Source organism: Acidimicrobiia bacterium, assembly GCA_035471805.1.
In the GTDB taxonomy this organism is placed as follows: Bacteria; Actinomycetota; Acidimicrobiia; order Spongiisociales; family JAHEDJ01; genus JAHEDJ01.
On the sequence record DATIPS010000063.1, the window covers coordinates 13,991 to 36,604 of the forward strand.

Sequence of the window (22,614 nt, forward strand, 5' to 3'; positions counted from 1 at the left end):
CGGAACACAGAGCCGACCGGGCCGCCGGAGGGGACCTGCGACTCTATCCTCTCCAACAATCCGAAACGAGACTTCTCTCATGAGGTCTTCGAATGTCGCGCCCGAAGGTCGCGCCGGCGATGAGCCCCTCACTAGCCTCTCCCTGATCGATCGGTTCCTGCCGGTATGGATCATCCTGGCAATGGGACTGGGACTGGGTTTGGGACGATTGTTCCCGGACCTGAACGACTGGCTCGATACCGTCAAGATCGGGACCGTGTCGTTGCCCATCGCGCTCGGATTGCTGGTGATGATGTATCCGGTGCTGGCCAAGGTCCGCTATTCGAAGATCGGTGAGGTCGCAGCAGATCGCAAACTGATGGGAGCGTCGCTGGTCCTCAACTGGATCGTCGGCCCGGCGCTGATGTTTGCCCTCGCCTGGCTGTTCCTGTCGGACCTGCCCGAGTACCGCACCGGGCTGATCATCATCGGCCTGGCTCGCTGCATCGCCATGGTGCTGATCTGGAACGATCTCGCCTGCGGCGACCGCGAAGCCGCAGCCGTTCTGGTCGCGCTCAACTCCGTCTTTCAGATCGTCGCCTACTCAGTGCTCGGCTACTTCTACCTCGAGCTTCTCCCCCGCTGGCTGGGCCTAGATACCGCCTCGCTGGACGTTTCCATGTGGGACATCGCCAAGATCGTGCTCGTCTTCCTGGGCATTCCCCTGGCCGCCGGTTACCTGACCCGCCGGTGGGGCGAACGAGCCCGCGGCGTCGCCTGGTACGAGGACCGTTTTCTACCCAAGCTCGCCCCGTGGGCGCTCTACGGGCTCCTGTTCACGATCGTCATCCTCTTCGCTCTACAGGGCGAAACGATCACCTCGCAGCCTGTCGATGTCGCCCGGATCGCACTCCCCCTCCTCGTCTACTTCGGGCTGATGTGGGTGATCTCGTTCGTGCTCGGCCTCTGGTTGAAGCTGTCCTACGAGAAGAACACCACCGTCGCTTTCACCGCGGCGAGCAACAACTTCGAACTGGCCATCGCCGTGGCAATCGGCGTGTTCGGTGTCACGTCGGGAGAGGCCCTTGCGGGAGTGGTCGGGCCCCTCATCGAGGTCCCGGTGCTCGTCGGACTGGTGTACGTGGCCCTATGGGCGAGGCGCAGGTTCTACCCGGTCGGTTCGTAGAAGCCCGGCTATCGCAACACCCGAGACAGATCCGTTTTCGCGCGACTTTCGGTACCTATAGGGTCGGAATGTCGCGCGAAAATGGGCAGAATCGCGCCGCTCGCGGCGCGCTATGCCTTCCGGCCCCTTCTGAGGGCCGACGATCTCCTCAGATTGAGAATCAGCAGTGTTCCGACGACCAACGGCGAGGCTACTGCTACCGGCAGGATCCCCTCAGGGTTCAGAGTCCTCTTGGACGCAACCCGAACCGTGACGGCGTTCGAAACTGCGATGTCGACTGATCCGGACACCAGAGCCACCGCGTACATCGAGAAGGTGCCGTTCGAGATCGGCTGAACGCTCCAGATCACGCTCTTCGACTCTCCCGGCTCCAATCCCCCCACCTCCCGGGTCAGCGTCGGCGTCCAATCTTCGGGGTCGACCGACGACTCGCCGTCCGGGTCGGTGATGTCGATATGGACCGCCAGCGTCCCGACCGACTCCGAGGACGTATTGGTCACGACCACTTCGACGCGCTCCGTCCGGCCGAGGGTGGTGTCTATCGAACCGGGATTGACCTCTATCTCTAGCGCCGTCGGCTCCTGCGCAGCGATGGGGACGGGTTCGAGCAAGACGATCGCCAGGCCGGCGAGGATCGCACGAACGATCATCGCGCACCTCCGAGTCGAACGCGGCTGCTCAATCGAATCGCCACAAAACTGAGGACGATTGCCGCCACTGCCGGTGAAATCAGCAAGGTCCAGTGAGATGCCAGCGATTCTTGGTCGATCAACACCAGGCCCGCCAGCTTCAAGCCGGCGCTCACTGGATTAGCGGCAATGAGAAACGACCCGAGCACTCCATTGGCGGTTACCGCAGGCAACTGACTCGGAGCGGCGAACACGAGCAGCAATCCCACGGCGGCGGCGAGGCTCACCCGGTTGCTCATCGCAACCGCGCTTATGGCCATACCAACGGCCGTGAGCGAAACGCCCACCAGTGACCCGGCGACAACGAGTACGAACATTGCGTCTGCGGCAACGCCGGGGCCCCGAGCCATCGCTATCACATACGGCAAGGCGACCGTGATCCCGGCCATCCACATCGATGAGGCCCCCGCCATCTTCCCGATGACGAGAGCGCGCCGGGATACCGGTGTCACAAGCAGCGCTTCGAGAGTGTCGCGCTCTCTTTCTCCGGATATCGCGTCGGCGCTCACCACCAGGGCGGCCAGTGTGCCGAGACCGATGGCCATCTGGACGACGATTCCAACCGACTCCCGGGCATCGAGCAGATTCAACTGGGCTTCGGAAGCGGCCACGAAGGCCATGATCGACAGGAGCAGGGTGTATCCAAAAAGGACGGTGAGTCCCCTCGCGCTCAACCACAGCACCCGCAACTCGTGGACGGCAATGACGACCCAAGAAACTTGGGGGCGGGAACCAACGGTCATTGCCCGAGCTCCCTATTTGTGAGCGTGAGGAATGCTTCGCTGAGCCGTGCCCCCTGCAACTCCACGCCGCGGACCTCGATTCCGGCTCCTACAAGGAGAGACAGGATCTGATTGGCGTGAGGCTCCGGCTCAACCAGATCGACGTGTATCTCTCCGGGCCTGCTCAGATTCGACTCGGCTCGTGCCACCTGCGGCAGCTTCAGCAATCGGCCGAGAGCCTGCCCGGTCCCGTCCGGAGCCACGGCGATCCTCATCCGGCTGCCGATCCCGGCCGTCTCGATTACGTCGGACACGGTCCCCAGAGCCACCACACTGCCCCGGTCGAGAATAGCGACGCGGTCGCAGACTCTCTCGACGTCGTCCAAGTGGTGGCTGCACAAGACAACGCCTGCGCCGTTGGTCGCGACGGCCGAGGTGAGATGAGAGAGGACATCCTCCCTTCCAGCCGGATCCAATCCAAGGGTCGGCTCGTCTAGAAACAACACTTGAGGGTCGTTGACCAAAGCCCGGGCAATCCCGAGCCGCTGTCTCATTCCGCGACTGAACGTTGATATCAGCTGGTTCGTGTTTGCGGCGAGCCCGAACTGCCGCAGAAGCGACTCGCCGCGCTCAGCCGATTCGGCCGCACGCATGCCGAACAGTTGCCCGTAGAAACGGAGGTAGTCCAGGGCCGTCTCCGCACCCGGATATCCGTTGCTTTCCGGTAGTACGCCGATCCGGCCTCGCACGGCACCCGGACGATCGAGTGGAATGCCGGCTACCTCCGCACGGCCGGCGGATGGGTCGAGGATGGTAGTGAGCGCTCTCACCACCGAGGTCTTGCCGGCTCCATTTGGTCCGAGGAGTCCGAAGACCTCCCCAGGCTGAACATCAAAGGTCACACGGTCGACGGCAGTGAAGGAGCCGTATTTGACAGTCAGGCCTTCGCAGAGCACCGCCGGGCCAATCCTGCTCATCCGCCCACCCTTTCGACTCGTGGCCAGACCCTTCCCGCTCGAGAGCAGGGAGTGCCGGACTTGCCTCCAGCCGCAGAGCCTACGCCTGAAACCGCCGGAAGAGTCATGCAGGCGAAGTTTTTCTCTTGCGTTGCGGTCTTCCCGCCAGATCGCCGGGCAGAACCCTGATCTGCCCGGCACGCCCGGTCGCTAACACGTAGAGTGGTGGCAGTGGAGCGGCCGGCTCTCCAATCGAGAGCCAAGGAGGTAACGGAATGCGACGTCGTACCGCAGCCCTGCTTGGAGGCGTGTTGGTATTGATAATCTCGGCGTGTGCCGGTGATTCGACACCATTGACAACCGCCCCACCATCGGAGGCCGTACGGCTGGTAGCCAGCAGCCCCTCGACGACTTCTGTCCCTGCTTTACCGGATCCTGGGCCGGTGCGGTCGGACTACGAGGTCTTTGACCCAGACGATTTCGACAACCCCACCGTCATAGACAATGTCTACTTGCCTTGGGTTCCCTGGACACGGCTCGTCTACAAGGGCTTCACCAACGAGGGCGAGCTGATAGAACATCGGGTGGTATACACGGTCACGGATATGACGAAAGTCATCGACGGAATCGAGACACTGGTCATCTGGGCGCGCGACTACAGCGCCGGCGAGTTGGCCGAGACCGAACTGGCGTTCTTCGCTCAGGACAACAACGGCAACGTATGGAGGATGGGCGAACACCCCGAGGAATACGACGACGGCGCTTTGGTCGATGCGCCGACCTGGCTTTCCGGCCTCGCAGGCGCCCGGGCCGGCATTGCCATGCAGGGAGACCCGCAAGAGGGATCAATCAGCTACTCACAGGGGTGGGGCCCGGCCGTCGAGTTCATAGATAGAGCTGCCGTCGGAGGGTTCAGCAACGAGATGTGCGTGGCCGCCGGGTGTTATGAAGACGTTCTGATCATCGATGAGTTCAACGTCGAGGAGCCGGGCGCGTTTCAGCACAAGTACTTCGCTCCGGGAATCGGGAACATTGCCGTCGGTTGGAGTGGATCCGACGAAGGACGCGAGGAACTCGAACTCGTCTCCATTACCAAGCTGAGCGGCGCCGACGTGATCGCGACGCGAGCCGCAGTACTGGAACTCGAAGCCCATGCATACGAGATCAGCCCCGACGTCTACGGCTTGACCCAACCGATCAGCCAGTAGCAGATCTCGCCGGCAGAAACAGGCTTGCGCCCGGACGACTTGCCTCGGGCAACCCGCCGGAGCAGGCTCGGGAATGCCGCTATGGCACGATGCTCCTCCGGTTCGGTGGTCATATGCCCGCGACGCCGCAAGGAGTGTCGGTCACGGTGACACTCTGGGCTCATACTCCACCAGAAGAAGCTGCTGATCCTGGACGCACCACGCCGGCGAGCGTGGGTCGTGAATGCGCGTTCGGCGATCTTCGGAGCGGGCTGCTCTTGGTTCCTCAGATAATGGAGAGCAGAACGGCCGGCGCGGGCCCCAGCAGGTGCTTCAGATCGTCGCCTCGGGTACCACCGTACCGGCGTCTCCCACTCGGGCAGCGCTCTTCGCAAAACGCAGGTACAGACTCGGCACAACGAACAGGTTGAGGAGAGTGGCGGTGATCAACCCCCCGAGAATCACGATAGCCATCGGATACTCGACCTCCTGGCCGGGAATGTTGCCGCTCACGATCAGAGGGATGAGCGCGAGGCCCGTCGTGAGGACCGTCATGATGATGGGAACGAAGCGCTCGCTTGCCCCTTGAAGTATCAACCCAACGCCGAACTCAACACCCTCCTCGCGCTCCAGGTGTTGATAGTGGCTTATCAACATTATTCCGTTTCGAGCGACGATTCCCAGCACCGTGAAGAACCCAACGAGCGACCCCAATGAGATGACGCCGCCCGCCATATAGGCAGCGATAACTCCACCCACCAGAGCGATCGGCAGTGTGAGGAACGACAGCAAAGCGAGTCGTCCGGAACCGTACGACGCGTACAGAAGCAAGAAGACACCGACTGCCGCAATGACGGCGGTCGTCATCATCCGTCGCGAGGCGTCCTGCCGCTCACTGAACTCACCCAGGAGTTCGGCGCGGTACTCGATTGGCCATTGGAAAGACTCCAACTCATCTTCGAGGTCATCGACTACGGAACCAAGATCGCGAGTCCCATCGAGGTTTGCCCCGATGTCGATACTTCTTGACAGGTCTTGGTGATGGATCTTGTTCGGTACGGCGGCGATCCCCACTTTCGCGACGTCGCTGAGCAGCACGTACTGCCCGCTCGGAGTGTCGAGAAGGAGATTGCGCACGTCGGTGAGGCTTTGCCGCGTCTCAGGCGTGCTCCAGACCTGCACATCGTAGGCCTTGCCCTGCCAGAACACGTCCCCTGCTTCCTCCCCAGAGATCAATCGTGCAGCGGCCCGCCGGACGTCTCCGGGTTTGATGCCATAGGCCTTCGCTGCCTCTAGATCGACCTCAACGCGTATCTGGGGTATGTCCTCCTGGAACGAAACGTGGTTCTCCTTCACACCGGCGATGCCACCAAGGATCTCATTCACCTCGGCGGCCGTATCGCGCAACACCTGGAGATCAGGTCCAAACACGCGAATCGTGATCGGCTCACTCGAACCGGTCAACACTTCCCGAATCCGCTCTTTCAGATAGGTCTGGACATCCCGATAGAGCCCGGGATATCCGTCGACGGTCTCCTGGATCTTCGCCAACGTCTCGTCGTAGTCGACGGCCGGATCGACGCTGACCCAGTTCTCGCCGAAGTCGATGCCCACAACTTCGTCCATCAGAAGCGCTTGCCCGATGTGGGATCCAGCATTTCGCACGCCGGGAATGCTTAGTAGTTCGCGATTGACTTCCTCGGTGATTCTCACCATCTCAATTTGACCCGTTCCCGGCTTTGTCAGCCAGTGCATCAAGAAATCCCGTTCTTTGAACGACGGAAGCAACGATTGTCCGAGAAGCGGGACCAGTGCCACACCGACCATCGTGACGGTCGCGACCGTCGCGTAGGCACCCCTCGGATTGGCGACGAGAGGACGGAGAGAGTTCACGTAGAGCTTCTTGAGGAACGGCACGAAAGGTGATTCACGGTGGCGCAGAGATTCCGGATTCCTGAAGAAGACCAGACTCAGTGCCGGCGTTAGCGTCAGTGCAACAACCATCGACGCGAGCAATGCCAAGGCATACGAAGTGACCAACGGACGGAAGAAGGCTCCCGACAAGCCCTCCAGCATGAAGATCGGCGCTACGGCAACGATCTCGAGAAGGGTCGCGTAGACGATCGCACTTCGCACCTCGATAGATGCATCGAGAATAACTCTGGCGGTCGAGCGCGTACCACCCTGCGCGCGGTGCTCTCTGAGACGGCGTACGACATTCTCAATGTCGATGATCGCATCGTCGACGATGTCACCAAGTGCTATCACCATCCCAGCCAGGATCATCGTGTTGATCGTCGCGCCGCGCAGGTGCAACACCAGACCAGCGGCCACCAGCGACAACGGGATGGCGACGACGCTGATCAGCGCCGTTCTCCACTCGTAGAGGAACAGGCTGAGCATGAGAATCATGAGGACTGCGCCGAACAAGATCGCGGTCGACAGATTCTTTATCGACTCCTCGATGAAGGTGGCAGGGCGGAAGATCTCGGCATCGATTTCGATACCGGGCAGACCGGGTTCCAGCTGCGCAAGCGCCTCCTCGACGCCGCGCGTGACTTCCAGGGTATTGGCCCACGGGAGTTTCTCGACGATGAGCATCAACCCAGGACCGTCGTTGATGACTGCGTCGCCGTTCAGTAGCTGATGGTCTCGAACGAGTTCTGCAACTTCACCCAGTTGGAGTGTTTCACCTGTCGTCGTCTGAACCGGAATAGAGGCAAGATCATCAGCTGTGATGATCGGAGCCAAATGCCTAACGCTGAGGCGTTGATCCTCCGACTCGATCCATCCACCCTTGCCGATGATGTGACCCTCGGAATACCGAAAGAGCCCAGCCGCAAGCGCATCCGATGTGCTGGTGGATACGCTTTCAAGCGTTACCTGGTTCTCGCGGAGCCGTTCGGGGTCTACCTGCACCTGCAGCATCTCCAGACGCTCGCCCCAGATAGGCACATTGGCAACGCCCGGAACCTGAAGGAGGCGTGTGCGAATAGTCCAGTAAGAGACCATCGACATATCGATCAGATCGAGCTCCGGGTCGACCGAGGTCAAGCCAATCTTCATCACGCGGCTCGTGGATGAGAGTGGCTGGATCAACACCGGCGGAGATGCCCAGGTCGGCAGAGTTGGTCCGACGACCGCTATACGTTCGTTCACCAACTGGCGAGCGTCCAGCAAGTCGGTGCCACGCTCGAAGATCATCAGGATCGAGGAGAGTTGCTCCACCGAGTTCGACCGGATCTCGTCGAGACCAGGTATGCCGGCGAGCGATTGCTCGAGAGGGATGGTGACCAGCGCCTCGACCTCCGAGGCGGACAACCCGAGCGAAGGTGTCTGCACCTCGACACGCGGCGGGGCGAACTCGGGGAACACATCGATCTGTGTGTTCTGCAGTTGTTGCACTCCGAAGAACATGAGCCCGGAGGCAAAGGTCATGACTATGAACCGGTACTTCAAGCTCGAGCCAACAATCCAACGCAGCATCCCGATTGCCTACTTTCCGATTCCGAACTCGGCGCCGTAGAGCTCAGGCACCCCGGTCACAACGACGGCCGTTCCCACCGGCGGGCCCTCCACGAAGAAGGCCTGATGATCGACCTCCACCACGTCGGTGATCTCATGACGAAGGAAATCCAGACCTTCAGGATTCGTGTACACCCAATGCTTCCCGTCGGGAGTGATTATCAAAGCGGCGCTCGGAACGACAGAGGTGCCCTCTGCGCCCGTCCCAACGCTCGCAATCTGGATGTCGAGGCGCTCTGCGGCCGACGCGGTCAACGTGATCCGCAAGAGATCGGAGCCTTCCACTGGTGCATATGTCGCCGGCTCGTCATGCGATGAGCCCTCGTCCGGCTCTGTTCCGGAAGCCTGCGCAAAGATCAGAGACAGCGCAACCGCCGCCAAGAGCCCGTACCCGAGTTTCCTAGGCATCGCTCAATCACCCGCCACCGGCACCCGGAGAAAGCCGTCGTCGAACAAGTCGTCGGCGGTCGTATCGGGTGTCTCGATGTTTCCCCACCTCAGATAGGCCGCCGGAACAACCACGAGCGTCATTAGGAGTGTTGTGATCAAACCTCCAATCACCACGAAAGCCATAGGACCCACTACCTCTAGGCCTGCCATCCGACTCGTGGCCGCAAGTGGAATGAACACGGCTGCCAGCCCGGCGAGGGGAACGACCGTGGGGACCAGGAGTTCGGCAGTACCCGCGACGACCAACTCCTCGCCAAACGCCTCACCGCGCCTTTCACGCCCCTCGTAGTTCCTTATTAGCAACACCGTTCCGCGTGCAGCCAGACCGATTATTGCCACCAGGCCGGCAATGGATCCAAGCGTTGCCTCAAGACCCGTCAGGGCGATGGCGAGCACGCCTCCGGATAGGGCCAGCGGCAGGGTGGCAAACACCAGGATGGCCAGCCGCCAGCTGGCGAACGCGGCTTGAAGGAACACGAAGATCCCGATCAACGCGGCAACGACGACGGCGATAACCCGCGAAGTTGCAGCACGGTCGACGGCGAATCCTCCGAGCACCTCTGCGTGATACTCGAGCGGAAAGACTGTGTTCGATAGAGACTCATCGATCTCTGCGGCCACGTCGGCGATGTCGCGGTTGCCGATGTCGGCGATGATGTCCAGGTAGGACTCGACCGACTCATGCCGTATCACCGTGGCGTTGGGAACGACTCTCACGTCGGCGACATCGGCCAAAGTCACGGTCAATCCGCTGGGAGTCGGGATCAGAATGCCTTCAACGTCGTCCACCGTTTGCCGTATAGCCGGAGCACCCCAAACGACGACGTCGAAGACTTTCTGTTCTTCGAACAGATTGCCGACGACGATTCCGGACAACAGGGTTGCCGCCCGACGCCGGATATCGCCCGGCTTGAGGCCGACGGCCTGGGCGCGATCGAGGTCAACGTCGATTTCGATAGTCGGCTGCTCGAGCGGAAGGTCGATCTTCGAGTCGGCCACCCCTTCCACGTTCTCGACCAGCCCAACTACCCGCTCGGCGACCTCACCAAGAACGACAGAGTTGTCTCCGTACACGCGGACGATCAACGCATCGGCAGATCTGCCGAGGATCTCCGAAACCTGTTGCTCTGAATAGGTCTGGACCTGACTGCTGATATCGGGTCGAGAACCAACGGCGTTCTCGATGCCGGCGAGCGTCGACTCGTAGTCGGCCGCCGGGTCGATCTTGGCCCAGATTTCTGCCGAGTTGACGTTTACCACCTGATCGGAGGTGATTGCCCTTCCAACGTGCGCCGTCACATTGGAGATGCCGTCGAGCGAGCCGACGTCGTAAACCACCTGCGCGGCGATCTCGTCCATTCGAATCAGCGAGGTTCCCGGTGGAGCGTCCAGGTGCACGAGCACGTCACGCTGCTTCAACTCGGGTCGCAGAGCCTGATCGATGAAGGGAACCAGGATCAGGGCGGCCCCTACGAATACGACGAACGTGGCTATGGCGACTCCGGGCCCGGCGATCAGCCGCGATCCAAATCTCGAGAATGAAGAACGTACCGACCGAATGAGCCTCGAAGGCGAGGGCTCGCGAGGCTCGCTCGGTAGCACGAGCGCGCTCAAGGCCGGCGTTACGGTGAGGCTGACGAGAAGCGATGCACCGATGGCAAGGAGATAGGCGCCGGCGATAGGCGGAAGGAAGGCGCCCCCTTCACCTTCCAGGAAGAAGAACACCGATACTGCGGCACCGGCGATGACGGTCGCATATAGGGCCGCACCCCGCGTCCGTAGAGTGGCCGTACGGATCCGCTCCAACAGTGAAGTCTGTCGTGCTCCGCCTTCCGAAGCGATCGATTGGCTCCACGCACCGACGATCGCGTCGTCGACAATCGCCACAAGCGCCATGACCAGACCCGCCAGGATCATGACGTTTGTCGTAGTTCCGGTCAGGTACAGGACGACCAATGCCGCGACCATCGAAACAACGATCGAAGCCCCACCGATCAGGACGATCCTCCAATCGAGCAGGAAAATCCAGATCACCAGCAGCAAAAGGACCGCCCCGATGAGAACCATCATCCCCAGATTGCTGAATGCGGTTGTCACGTAGGAAGCCGGCCGATAGACCGAACTGTCGATCTGAATGCCGGGAAGCCCCGGACTCAACGCCCGCAGCGCCGCGTCCAGCTCTTTGGTGACTTCGGGCGTGTTCGCCTCTGGAAACTTCTCGATGACCAGAAGGACGCACGGGCCGGAGCTGCAGCGAGCGTCACCGATCAGAGGCTGGTGACCCGTCTCAATCTGCGCAACTTCGCCAAGCGTGAGGGGGCGCCCATCAACATATACCGCCTCGCCCTCATCTCCCTCAACGGTGACCTGAGCGAGCTCCTCCGGCGTGGAAATCGCTTGCTCGTGAAACACGTGCAGTCTCTGGTTCACGGTGTCGATGAACCCGCCCGTCCCCGGACTCGACGCCTCGAGGAAGGTCAGCGGTGATACTTCCAGAGCGTTCCCTGCGGTCCGGATCACTTGATTCAGAGTGACATCCTGGGCGATGAGTCTCTCGGGATCGACGAGAACCTGGAGTTGCCGGTCGCGGAACCCCCATATCGAGATATTCGCAACGCCTTTTACTCCGAGAAGCCGCGGCACTACGACCCAACGTGCGAGGACCGACGTCTCGATCGGTGTCAGCTCGTCGGATGACAGCGAAACCATGGCAACGCGACCCGTTGACGAGAGTGGCTGGATCATCAGAGGCGGGTCGGCTACCTGGGGCAGGCCGGCCGCCTGGGCCAGGCGCTCGGCTACAACCTGGCGGGCGTCGAGAAGGGCGGTGCCGGGCTCGAATGTCATGACGACCGAGGACAACCCGGGCAGCGAAACCGACTCGATACTCTCGAGGAAAGCGACGCCGCTGAGCAAGTCCTGCTCGAGGGGAATGGTCATCAACCGCTCGACTTCGGCTGCCGACAATCCGAGCGCCTCTGTTTGGACCTCCACCGTGACCGGGCTGAACTCGGGAAGCGCGTCTCTCTTGATGTCGTCGAGTTGCACGATGCCGAAGACCAGCAGCCCAACGGCAAGAGCCACCACGATTCTGCGGAACTTGAGACTCCAGTCAACCAGCCACCGCATCATCACGATCGGCCTCCAGTTCTGCCCGTCGGGATCGAGATCAGAAGCTGATCTCCAAGTGAGCCGCGACGGCCGCCTGCACCGGACGGAGCCGCACCGATTCTTGGTCGGCAACCCTGTGGAGGCCTCCCATGCAACAGCGCCCCTGGACGGTTCCTGCGGTTTACGCCTCCCATGCGATACCCCTTGTCCCAAGTCGGAATCCAGATGTTGCCATCTCGATTCTCAACAGCCTAGAAGTAACCTACACAGCCTGACCGCTCAGTGTGAGATATCTGGGGGGGGTTTTCCCCGAGAAACGCGAAGCTCTCCCCTGAAATGACCGTTTTCGCGCGACTTTCGGTACCTATAGGGTCGGAATGTCGCGCGAAAACGGGTCTAATCGCGCCGCTCGCGGGCACGAAGGAACCGGCGGTCACGCCCTGCCGCGCTGGCGGCGGTAGTGACGGATCAGGGCGTTTGTCGAAGCATCGTGCGTCAACTCAAGCGGTTGCCCGGCGGTCAGTTCCTCGATGATCGTCCCTGCCAGTTCCTTGCCGAGTTCGACTCCCCACTGATCGAAAGAGTTGATACCCCAGACGACTCCCTGGGTGAAGACCTTGTGCTCGTAGAGAGCGATTAGCTGACCCAGGACGGATGGTGTGAGTTTCGGAGCGAGGATCACGGAGGTGGGTCGATTGCCGGGGAACGTTCGATGCGGAACCAGGTCTGCTCGCACGCCGGCCGCCGCCACCTCGTCTGCGGGCTTGCCGAACGCCAGTGCTTCGGCCTGTGCAAACAGGTTGCCCATGAGCAGATCGTGTTGGCCCCCCTGATCTTCTGCGGGCTCGACGAACCCGATCAGGTCGGCCGGGACCACCGTCGTGCCCTGATGCAGCAACTGGTAGAAGGCGTGCTGGCCGTTCGTACCCGGTTCACCCCACACGATTGGTCCGGTGTCCATGTCGACCAACGTCCCGTCGAGGCGTACCCGCTTGCCGTTGGATTCCATTTCGAGTTGCTGCAGATACGCGGCGAATCGATCGAGATCCTGGCTGTACGGCAAGACGGCGTAGGTCGGGTAACGGAGCAGATTGCGATACCAGATGCCGATCATGCCGAGCAGGGCCGGCACGTTGTGCTCCAGCGGCGTCGTCCGAAAGTGAAGGTCCATGGCCCGGAATCCCGCCAGCATGTCCCGGAAGGCGTCCGGGCCGACCGAAATCATCAAGCTCAGTCCGATCGCCGAATCCAGCGAGTATCTGCCTCCAACCCAATCCCAGAGTTCGAACATGTTGGCAGTGTCGATCCCGAAAGCGGCGACCTCGTCGCCGTTGGTGGAGACGGCTACGAAGTGCTTCGACACGGCCGCATCGTCTCCCAGAGAATCGACCAACCAGGCACGGGCGGCGCGAGCGTTGGACAGCGTCTCCAGAGTGGTGAACGTCTTGGAGGCGACCACGAACAGCGTGGAAGCAGGATCGACCACGTCGAGAACACCCGCCAGATTCGCCGGATCGACGTTCGACACGAAGTGCGCTTCGATATCGGTATCCCTGTACGAACGGAGAGCCCGGTACGCCATCGCCGGACCGAGGTCTGATCCCCCGATGCCGATGTTAACGATGTGGCGAATCCGCTTCCCGGTGTGACCGAGCCATTCACCGGCTCGCACACGGTCGGCGAAGTCCGTCATCCGGTCGAGTACGCGTTGAACATCACGGACTACGTCTCGACCATCCACGAAGAAGGTTTCCCCCACCCGGGCACGGAGGGCCGGGTGCAGGACGGCTCGGTCTTCCGTCACGTTGATGTGCTCCCCGCCGAACATCGCCTCGATCCGCTCCGGGACACCTGCACGACGGGCGACGCCGACCAACGCCGCAAGTACCTCATCGGTGACCAGGTGCTTGGAGAAGTCGACCATCAGATCGCCGGCGCCGAAGGTCAGGCGCTCTGCCCGGCCCGGGTCTACTACGAACTCCCGTCGCAGATCGAGATCACCCAGTCGTCGCTCGAGCTCCTCGAGTTCCTTCCACTCCTGTGTCGAGTTGATTGGTATCAAACCATTCCTCCAGATCCGCCATCGTCCTGCAACCCAACCAGACAGGTCACAGTACGGGCAGTCATCGAGTGATCCAGGCCCAGTCTGGTCCGAGCAGAGCGTCGGCTTCCGTCGGCGTTGGGTTGTTCTCTCAAGACGGCGCGCCCTTCTCCCGGCGTATCTCGAGGGCCGCGGCGCTCATACAGACAGTCAAACCCATTGGGTCTCCCTCACTGGTACCGATGATTCTGGTACGTCTCGACGACCAAAGCCGGAATCTGCATTTCCGAGGGACTCGTGACCGGCGAAGCAGCCGGCCGTCGCAATGCCAAAGGGAGTGGGACGCCCGACCAAGCGTCCGGATAGTCCATTGAAGCGGTAGCTCGATTGCCGGGCGCCGGATTATCGAAAGATCAGGGTCCCAGCATGCCCGGATCCGGTGGCACGTCGACTGAGTATCGACGCAACACTTCGAGCGGCACAAACTCGAGCGCCGACTCATCCGTCGCCGCCAGCACGACGGGCGCGGCAGCGCCATCTTGATGAGCGCGCAACCAATTGACGGCGGTCACGCACCAGCGGTCCCCGGGCACCAAACCCGGAAAGCGGAACTGTGGGACGGGGGTGATGAGGTCGTTGCCGATGGCCAGCTGGTGATCGAGAAACTCCCTGGTGACCACCGCACAGATCGTGTGGCTTCCCCGGTCGCTCGCATCTGTGGCGCAAGAACCATCGCGGTACCACCCGGTGAGCGGGTCGGTACCGCAGGCTTCGAGTACCCCGCCGAGAACGTTGTGCTCCATGAGCCTCCAGTATGGCCGTCCCTGCCTCCCCGCGCTGAATGTGGCTCACATATCGTCTGCAGGCCGCGTTTCGGCCAGGGTGGCCGCCACCACAGACGTTCTCGGGGGGAGGCTCACGAAACTCTGTTGGCCGGGTCTGGCCTTCGTCGCCAACCTATAGAGGGAGTACGCGGCGACGGGAGCGAAGAACCCGGACAGGCTCCACAGATACCCGGCCGGTCCGAAAAGAGTCATCAGGACTGAAGTGATGATCGGCCCAACGATCGAACCTGCCCCGTAGACGAACAACACTCCCGCCGCGGTCGAGACCAGCTGATCGTCCCTGACTATGTCGTTGATGTGGCTGACGGCCAGCGAGTACATCGGAAAGGCAAGACTGCCGTACAGCGCGGCAACGACGAAGAGCAGGGGGCTGTGCCGATCGACCGTCGTTCCGAGCAAGGCAACACCGACTGCGGCGGTTGCGGCGATGAAGATGACACGGCGCCGCGGAAATCGATCGGACAGATGTCCGAGCGGGTACTGCGTGATGACGGCACCGACCACCGACGCTCCCACGAACAATCCGGCCCGACCCGGGCTCATACCTATGCGGGTGGCATAGACGGCACCCAATCCGAATATCGCACCGTTGGAGGCGCCGACCAGCGCGCCGGTGACTACTCCCAGAGGAGCCACCCGGAGAAGGGCTCGAATCGAGACCCCGGAAGGCGGGTCGAGGGCCGGCGCAGGTATCTGAGATAGGGCAAGAGGGACGATCGCCAGCGAGATCAGAATGGAGGCGGTGATGAAGAGGCGCGGACCGGATGGGTCGGCGGCGCCCAGGAGCAGCTGTCCGCATCCGACGGAAACGGTGACGACGACCATGTAGACGGCAAGCAGGCGGCCCCTGGTCGCATTCGAGGCCCGGTCGTTGAGCCAGCTCTCGATCGTCACGTAGAGTCCCGAGAGACACAATCCGGTGATGAACCGCAACAGCGACCAGGTGACCTCATCCACAACCAGGTAGTGGATCAAGGCAACCGAAGACGTGAGGGACGCCAGCCCGGCGAACACCCGTATGTGCCCGACGCTGGCCAGCCGCGCCGGAATCGTCAGCGACCCGACGAGAAACCCGGCGTAATAGGACGCCATCACGATGCCGATGGCCGGGGTGGCAAACCCCTCGATATCCGAACGGATACCGAGTAGTGAACCCTGCAGGCCATTGCCTGCCATCAGGAGGGCAGTGCCGAGGAACAGCACCCAGACCGACACCACGACGGCACCGGTACCAGAAGTCTCAGTTCTTGATGACACCGCGTTCAACCAACTGCGTAGGGTGCGCAGATGCTAACGCTGCCGGTGCCCGGTCAACCCCGACGGGACGCTGACGGCGACCTGTCGTCTACGCCTAGACGCCTTTCTCCATCTCGCGGCGGATGTCATCCTCCGATATCGGTTTCTGGAAGTAGGCGGTCCAGGCATTCAAGGCCAGTCCGATACCCCAGCCGAGGATCGGCCAGATAGGCCAGAAATAACCCTGACCGGATACTGCCCAAATGACCACGAGCAGGGCGTTCACGATCAGGTAGGTGGCCGCGTGATTCTTGAAATCCCGCTTGTCCTTCAGGCGTTTGAGAGCGGCCTCTCGGCCATTCTCCGCATCCATGCCGGCACTCCTCCCTAGACGCTTGAGCTGTTTCCGCTCGAGCGCACACCGTCTGGCGCGGTCCACATACTCGGCCAACGCCGACTCGGATCACGCTCGTCGCGATTGAGCCCGAAGCCTACCGATTAGGTCGACAGGATGTCGGCAGGGTCGCCACGCCGGGGCGCTGCCAATTTTCGGTTTTTCGGAGGCGTCGCCGGCTTGCGCGCGCCTATATTTCCCTGATGCTGGCGTCGTCAGATCTCTTCCCCCCAATGAGTGCCGATGATGTCGACGCGCCGGCAGCACACATCCGCGATTGCTGGTTGTGAGGGAGCCGGATTTGACGGTCGCCGTTGAGTTCGAGGGGGTTTCCAAAGCGTTCGGTGATGTGCGCGCCGTGAATGAAGTCGACCTGGCGATTCACGACGGCGAGTTCTTTGCAATGCTCGGCCCATCGGGGTCGGGCAAGACCACCTGCCTGCGCATGCTCGCCGGCTTCGAGATCCCGACCGCCGGGCGCATCCTCCTCGACGGCATCGACGTCTCCGGCCTTCCGCCGTACGATCGCGACGTCAACACGGTCTTCCAGGACTATGCGCTGTTTCCACACATGACGGTGGCCGAGAACATTGCCTATGGGCTGATGGTGAAGAAAGTCGGCGGAAACGAGCAGCGTACCCGGGTTGAGGAAGCGCTGGCCCTCGTTCACCTCGACGCTCTCGGTGGCCGCAAGCCTGCTCAGTTGTCGGGGGGGCAGCGACAAAGGGTCGCCCTGGCCCGGGCGCTGGTCAACCGTCCTTCGGTCCTGTTGCTCGACGAACCCCTCGGAGCGCTCGATCTCAAACTGCGTCAGGCGATGCAGATCGAGCTGAAATCACTCCAACGTGAGGTAGGTATCACGTTCATCTATGTCACGCACGATCAAGAGGAAGCACTGACCATGAGCGATCGGCTCGCCGTGTTCAACCACGGGCGGGTCGAGCAAGTAGGTACTCCGGCCCAGGTATACGAGAGCCCACGGAATCCGTTCGTTGCGGGATTCGTCGGCGTGTCGAACGTCGTCGACGGCCTCCTCGCCACCAAGCTGCGAGGCACACCCGCTGCGTTCACGGTGAGGCCGGAGAAGATCACTTTGAGCGACCCTTCCATCCCGGCTCCGGATGGATCCATCTCCATCGACGGCACGGTGGTCGAGGCGACCTACCTGGGCATGTACAGCCGCTACCGAGTCACCGTTGAAGGCGGCGAACTGCTGGTGACCAACCAGAACCTGGACGTGAATCACGGCGATGTTGGCGCCACGCATGGAAAGCAGGTGCGTCTCCACTGGAAGTCGGGGGCGTGCCGTCCGCTGGCGGAAGCTACTCAGGACGAGAACACAGACCCGGCTGCATTCGCAGCCGTTCGAGAAACACACCAATAGACCATCGAGAGGAACGACATGAGACGAATAGTGAGCCTGGTGGCCGTCCTGGCTCTCGTCATCGCTGCTTGCGGCGGCGATGGCGAGGCCACCTCGGGCGGCCCTCTCCAGGAGATCGGCGACTCCGAAGACAAGGTCGTCATCGTCGCCTGGGCCGGGTACATCGAGCGCGGGGAGACCGACTCGGCCTTCGACTGGGTTACCCAGTTTGAAGAAGACACAGGTTGTGCGGTAGAGGTCAAGACGGCGGGCACGTCGGACGAGATGGTTGCGCTGATGACCGGATCGGATGAGTTCGATCTCGTGACGGCTTCCGGCGACGCCAGCCTTCGTCTGATCGCAGGTGGAACGGTGCAGGAAGTCAACACCGACCTCATACCGAGCTGGGACACGGTCGACGAACGGCTGCAGAATGCTCCATGGCACACAGTGGACGGCAAGCACTTCGGAGCGCCCTACCAGTGGGGCGCCAACGTGCTCGCGTACAACACTGAGGTATTCGGAGGCTCCGCCCCCACGTCGTGGAGCGTGATCTTTGAACCGACCGACTTGCCGGACGGCGAGGCGAATGCCGGACGGGTGCAGGCGTACGACGGTCCCATCTATGTTGCCGACGCCGCCCTCTACCTCAAACACACGCGACCCGACCTCGGAATCGACGACCCCTACCAGCTCAACGAGGAGCAGTACGCCGCTGCACTCGATGTTCTCCGGACGCAACGGTCGCTGGTTGGCCGCTACTGGCACGATGCCTTCATCCAGATCGACGACTTCACCAACGAGGGTGTGGCCGCGTCGGCCAGCTGGCCATTCCAGGTGAACATCTTGCAGGCCGGCGGCGAGCCAATAGCGTCCACGATTCCCGTGGAAGGTGCAACCGGCTGGGCGGACACGACCATGATGCACGTCAACGCGCCGCATCCCAACTGCGCCTACAAGTGGCTCGACTGGTCGCTCAATCCCAAGGTCCAGGGTGACCTGGCCGCCTGGTTCGGCTCCGTGCCTTCGGTTCCTGCCGCCTGTGACGGCAACGATCTCCTGGGCCCGGACGGATGCACTGTCAACGGGTTCGACAGTTTCGAGCGGATCTCATTCTGGAAGACCCCAACGGATGACTGTAACGGCACCTCAACAGCCGGGGCTTGCGTTCCCTATTACCGATGGGTGACCGATTACCTGGCCGTCATCGGCGGACGTTGACATGACGGTGGGTGGGAGTGCTCCGGCACTCCCACCCACCCTGTCCCATGAGCTCTTCACCGACCTGGCACCGGATCGCATCGGCTCTCTATCGCAGGCCGCGGCTGCGCCTCGCCCTCCTGCTCGGAGTTCCGTTGTTATGGATGGTCGGCGTCTACGGGGGAAGCATCGTCGCTCTGCTGGTGCAGAGCTTCTTCCGTCTCGACAGCTTCGCAGGCACCATCGACCGGTCACCGACTCTCGACACGTGGCGTGATCTGTTCACAGACGCCAACATGTCGGTGGCCGGCAGGACTATAGGGATGGCGGCCGCGGTGACTCTCGCCTCGATCATGATCGCTCTGCCGCTCGCCTACTACATTGCCCGCCACGCATCGCGGCGCACGAAGGCCGTACTGATCATGGCGGTGCTGATCCCGTTGTGGTCCTCGTATCTCGTTCGCGTGTATTCGTGGAAGCTGATCCTCGCCGCCGACGGCATCATCAACTGGTTCTTCGAACGGCTGGGAATCGGCGGTCTTCTCGATGCGATTCTGCGGACCCCTGGGATCGGTGGGCCGTCCCTCTCCGTCTCGTACATCGGTCAGTTCCTGGTCTTCGTCTACATCTGGCTGCCGTACATGGTGCTGCCGATCCAGGCGGCGCTGGAGCGCGTTCCCCGCTCGTTCGTCGAAGCATCTGCCGACCTGGGAGCTCACCCGCCTACTACCTTTCGCAAGGTGGTCTGGCCTCTCGCCATCCCCGGTGTGGCGGCGGGATCGATCTTCACCTTCTCGTTGACGCTCGGCGATTACATCATTCCGACCGTCATCGGTGATTCTTCACCATTCATCGGGCTGGCCATCTACAGCTACCAGGGCGTGGCAGGCAACCTCCCGCTCGCCGCCGCATTCGCCTTCGTGCCAATAGCGGTGATGGGTCTCTACCTGTTCGGCGCCAAACGGCTCGGCGCCTTCGAGGCGCTATGAGAACCGCCGGTTGGGGCCTGAAAGCGGCGGCGCTGGGTGCCGTTCTCTATCTCCATGTGCCTATCGCCATTCTGTTTCTGTACGCATTCACAACCGAGGACTCGAGTTTCCAATTTCCGCCTCCGGGCCTGACGACCCGGTGGTTCGAGGTTGCCTGGAACAACGGTGACATCCGGGCTGCCCTCGGATTGTCGCTGCGCGTGGCGTTCGTGGCGATGATCGTGGCGCTCGTACTCGGAACGCTCACAGCCGGAGCAGTCTGGCGAACCAAGTTCTTCGGGCGGGAGACGCTGTCACTGTTCATCGTCTTACCGATCGCATTACCCGGGATCATCACCGGGATAGCGTTACGTTCGGCGATAAACCTCGCGGATCTGTCCTTCTCGTTCTGGACGCTCGTCATCGGCCACGCGACTTTCTGCGTGGCCGTCGCCTATAACAACGTGATCGCGCGATTACGCAGGACTTCGCCGTCGTTGATCGAGGCATCAATGGACCTGGGAGCGCGCGGCTGGCAGACCTTCAGGCATGTCCTCCTACCCCAGATGTCTTCCGCGCTGGTGACGGGCGGCATGCTCGCCTTCGCGTTGTCCTTCGATGAAATCATCGTGACGACATTCACGGCCGGCAATCAGCAGACCCTGCCAATCTGGATCTTCTCATCGCTCGTGCGGCCGAGGAACCGCCCCGTCACCAACGTGGTGGCACTGGCGGTTGTGGTGTTGACATTCGTCCCGATAATCCTCGCCCAGCGCTTCTCGCGCCGGGCCGAGGAATCGACCTGAATCCCCCCAACCCCCTGGACGTGTTTCGATCGATCGAGGACTCCTGTGTCAGCGGCCCAGGGTCCGATCGACCGACTGGTTTCCGCTCCCGTGCGAGGCCTTTTTCGCCTTCTTGTCGAGGCGTTTCTCTTTGAGGCCTTTGGCGGCCACCTTCTTGGCGCTTCTGCCGCCCTTGTCCTTGCTAGCCATCAGTGCCTCCAGGCCGGCCACCAAAGATGGTGGCCATGGACCATTGTCTCACAGGGAGGGTGCCGGCCACGGGTCATCTTGCCGTGGCGGCCCTGCCGACGGAGCGGACCAGCTTCGTGATCGCCCACCGCCTCTCGACGATCCGCGCCGCCGACCTGATTCTGGTCATGGAAAACGGCCGCATCGTTGAGCAAGGTAGCCGCGACGAACTCATCGCCTTCGACGGCGCCTACGCCGACCTCTACAACGCCCAGTTCACCGGACCCGAAGTCGTGCCGGCCCGGCCGGCGGCGGTTTGCCCGGGCCGGCAGAATCCCCACGGACCTAACCCCCGATCGCCGGGCTCAACGTCAACCGCTCGCGAAAGCGAAGAACGCGTCGGTCCACTCGGCGCTCGGGATGCCGAACTCGGTGCCGTTGCGCACGATGATCATGTCGGCTACCGGGGATACGTACACGTACTGACCGTGATCGCCGGCCGCATAGAAGTCGTACTCCCCCGCGTCTCGAAGCGCCCCATACCACATGTACTTGTAGTACCCGCCGCCGTCTGCGTAGACGATCTGTCCCCAATGATCCGGGTAGTAGTCCGCGTGGTGGGTCGACGGATCCAGTACGGTCGACTCGCCAACCCATCCGTCCGACACGACCTGCTCGCCGTTCCAGACCCCACGCTCGAGAAATAGCCGGCCCAGTTTGACGTAATCGATCGCCCGGGCGTTCAAACCTGCCTCCATCTTCTCGAAGCGACTGGTCTCACCGTCCAGTGCCCAGGCACCATCGAACTCCATGCCCACCTTGTCCCACAACCGGGTCTGCGTGTATTCAGTCACCGACATGCCGGTGGCCCGTTCGAGGATCATCCCCAACAGCTGGGGATGGTATTTGTTGTAGCTGAAATACTCGCCGGGCTGGTCGATGACTGTGGTGTTGTCCAGCGCCAGCTGCCGCTGGTCGAGGGCATAAGTAGTCAGCGGGTCGTCGCCGTTGAACAGACCCCAGCGGATCGCCTGGTAGTCGAGCCCGGAGGCCATGAGCAGGAGGTCCCGGATCGTGATCGCCGCGAAACGCGCGTCTCGTTGCGCCAGCTCCGGCAGATAGTCGGTGATCGGATCGTCCACGCCGCCGATGAAACCCTCCTCGAGGGCGATGCCGATCAGCACAGAGTCGAACGACTTCGCCACCGAGAACGACGTGAGCATCGAGTCGCGGGCGGCGCCGTTGAAGTAACGCTCGTAGAGGATTCGGTCGTTCTCGATGACGATGAAAGCCTGTGTGCCCGTGGAAGTGAGGAATGCGTCGAAGTCGTCGACCCCGAAGATCGACTCGAAACCTCTCCGGACCCTCTCCTCATCGATAGCCTTCTCGAACACGAACGGATCGGTGGAAGCTGAAAGCCGGCTGAGGGGAAATCGCTCCAGGTAGTCGAGTTGGCTTGATTTCCTCATCGACACGACCCGCCAGGCGTACTCCGGCGAGTACACGACCGCGCCTACGACGACCCATACCGTCACGGCCGCGACCAGCATCGCCACAGCTGCCAGCAACCATTTGCCGATTCGCCGACCCATGATGTTCTGCCTCCGGTTCTCCGTCGAGCACCACGCTATCGCGTCGGCCAGTCACCAACATCCGTGGTTCCCGGGCATCTGCGATGGGGTCGACGCCTTTCATGCTTCGCAGGCTCGCTTGCTCCAACTCGTTGCGGGAAGCACTGCGGTCGGATATCTCATTCTGTCGATTGCCGCCCCGGTGCTGATCCTCGCG

The 22,614-nt window shown here is 61.9% G+C and carries 18 protein-coding genes and 1 pseudogene; 7 read left to right on the forward strand and 12 right to left on the reverse strand.

Translation table 11 applies throughout. The annotated features are described in order from the left end of the window. Nucleotides 1–79 precede the first annotated feature (79 nt). Nucleotides 80–1,165, forward strand: a complete 1,086-nt coding sequence (gene arsB / locus VLT15_13145; protein ID HSR46158.1) for an ACR3 family arsenite efflux transporter — start codon at nt 80–82, stop codon at nt 1,163–1,165. Nucleotides 1,166–1,275: 110 nt separating this feature from the next. On the opposite strand, the gene VLT15_13150 is transcribed toward arsB, so the two are convergent. From VLT15_13150 to VLT15_13160, 3 genes are read right to left on the reverse strand one after another with little or no spacing between them, the layout of a single operon-like run. Then, nucleotides 1,276–1,815, reverse strand: a complete 540-nt coding sequence (locus VLT15_13150) for a hypothetical protein (GenBank protein HSR46159.1) — start codon at nt 1,813–1,815, stop codon at nt 1,276–1,278. Then, a complete protein-coding gene (locus VLT15_13155) occupies nt 1,812–2,597 on the reverse strand; it encodes an ABC transporter permease subunit (protein ID HSR46160.1) in 786 nt (261 codons plus the stop codon). The genes VLT15_13150 and VLT15_13155 overlap by 4 nt, the downstream gene beginning before the upstream one ends. Continuing rightward, on the reverse strand, nt 2,594–3,553 hold the full coding sequence (locus VLT15_13160; protein ID HSR46161.1) for an ABC transporter ATP-binding protein: 960 nt from the start codon (nt 3,551–3,553) through the stop codon (nt 2,594–2,596). The genes VLT15_13155 and VLT15_13160 overlap by 4 nt, the downstream gene beginning before the upstream one ends. Before the next feature lie 254 nt (nt 3,554–3,807). Here VLT15_13160 and VLT15_13165 point away from each other — a divergent pair, with 254 nt between their 5' ends. Beyond that, complete coding sequence (locus VLT15_13165; protein ID HSR46162.1) at nt 3,808–4,740, forward strand: hypothetical protein; 933 nt, start codon at nt 3,808–3,810, stop codon at nt 4,738–4,740. Between the two features lie 312 nt (nt 4,741–5,052). Here the strand turns inward: VLT15_13165 and VLT15_13170 are convergent, their stop codons facing one another. The 7 genes from VLT15_13170 to VLT15_13200 all read right to left on the reverse strand — a co-directional run bounded on the left by VLT15_13170 (nt 5,053) and on the right by VLT15_13200 (nt 16,300). After that, complete coding sequence (locus VLT15_13170) at nt 5,053–8,205, reverse strand: efflux RND transporter permease subunit (GenBank protein HSR46163.1); 3,153 nt, start codon at nt 8,203–8,205, stop codon at nt 5,053–5,055. 9 nt (nt 8,206–8,214) lie between these two features. After that, nucleotides 8,215–8,652, reverse strand: coding sequence for a hypothetical protein (locus tag VLT15_13175; protein HSR46164.1), 438 nt, complete (start codon nt 8,650–8,652; stop codon nt 8,215–8,217). 3 nt (nt 8,653–8,655) lie between these two features. After that, a complete protein-coding gene (locus VLT15_13180; protein HSR46165.1) occupies nt 8,656–11,826 on the reverse strand; it encodes an efflux RND transporter permease subunit in 3,171 nt (1,056 codons plus the stop codon). Between the two features lie 412 nt (nt 11,827–12,238). After that, complete coding sequence (gene pgi / locus VLT15_13185; protein ID HSR46166.1) at nt 12,239–13,858, reverse strand: glucose-6-phosphate isomerase; 1,620 nt, start codon at nt 13,856–13,858, stop codon at nt 12,239–12,241. Nucleotides 13,859–14,259: 401 nt separating this feature from the next. Next, a complete protein-coding gene (locus VLT15_13190; protein ID HSR46167.1) occupies nt 14,260–14,649 on the reverse strand; it encodes a DUF2237 domain-containing protein in 390 nt (129 codons plus the stop codon). Nucleotides 14,650–14,694: 45 nt separating this feature from the next. Further along, nucleotides 14,695–15,948: an MFS transporter gene (locus tag VLT15_13195; protein ID HSR46168.1), complete on the reverse strand. Its 1,254-nt coding sequence runs from the start codon at nt 15,946–15,948 to the stop codon at nt 14,695–14,697. 94 nt (nt 15,949–16,042) lie between these two features. Further along, on the reverse strand, nt 16,043–16,300 hold the full coding sequence (locus VLT15_13200; protein HSR46169.1) for a 2TM domain-containing protein: 258 nt from the start codon (nt 16,298–16,300) through the stop codon (nt 16,043–16,045). Nucleotides 16,301–16,622: 322 nt separating this feature from the next. On the opposite strand from VLT15_13200, the gene VLT15_13205 reads away from it, so the two are divergent. The 4 genes from VLT15_13205 to VLT15_13220 are packed head-to-tail and all read left to right on the forward strand — an operon-like array spanning nt 16,623 to nt 20,658. Next, entirely contained in the window at nt 16,623–17,705 is a 1,083-nt protein-coding gene (locus tag VLT15_13205; protein ID HSR46170.1) for an ABC transporter ATP-binding protein, read from the forward strand. 18 nt (nt 17,706–17,723) lie between these two features. Continuing rightward, nucleotides 17,724–18,905, forward strand: coding sequence for an ABC transporter substrate-binding protein (locus tag VLT15_13210; GenBank protein ID HSR46171.1), 1,182 nt, complete (start codon nt 17,724–17,726; stop codon nt 18,903–18,905). Nucleotides 18,906–18,952: 47 nt separating this feature from the next. After that, the gene (locus VLT15_13215; protein HSR46172.1) at nt 18,953–19,873 is read left to right on the forward strand and encodes an ABC transporter permease; all 921 of its coding nucleotides are present in this window, start codon (nt 18,953–18,955) and stop codon (nt 19,871–19,873) included. Next, nucleotides 19,870–20,658 carry an ABC transporter permease gene (locus tag VLT15_13220; GenBank protein HSR46173.1) on the forward strand — a complete coding sequence of 263 codons (789 nt, stop codon included), beginning with the start codon at nt 19,870–19,872 and terminating at the stop codon, nt 20,656–20,658. Before VLT15_13215 ends, VLT15_13220 begins: the two co-directional genes overlap by 4 nt. Before the next feature lie 48 nt (nt 20,659–20,706). Here the strand turns inward: VLT15_13220 and VLT15_13225 are convergent, their stop codons facing one another. After that, entirely contained in the window at nt 20,707–20,847 is a 141-nt protein-coding gene (locus tag VLT15_13225) for a hypothetical protein (GenBank protein ID HSR46174.1), read from the reverse strand. A gap of 80 nt (nt 20,848–20,927) precedes the next feature. On the opposite strand from VLT15_13225, the pseudogene VLT15_13230 reads away from it, so the two are divergent. Next, nucleotides 20,928–21,110, forward strand: a pseudogene (locus VLT15_13230) (hypothetical protein). 87 nt (nt 21,111–21,197) lie between these two features. Here VLT15_13230 and VLT15_13235 read toward each other — a convergent pair. Continuing rightward, nucleotides 21,198–22,418, reverse strand: a complete 1,221-nt coding sequence (locus VLT15_13235; GenBank protein HSR46175.1) for a serine hydrolase — start codon at nt 22,416–22,418, stop codon at nt 21,198–21,200. Nucleotides 22,419–22,614: the final 196 nt, after the last annotated feature.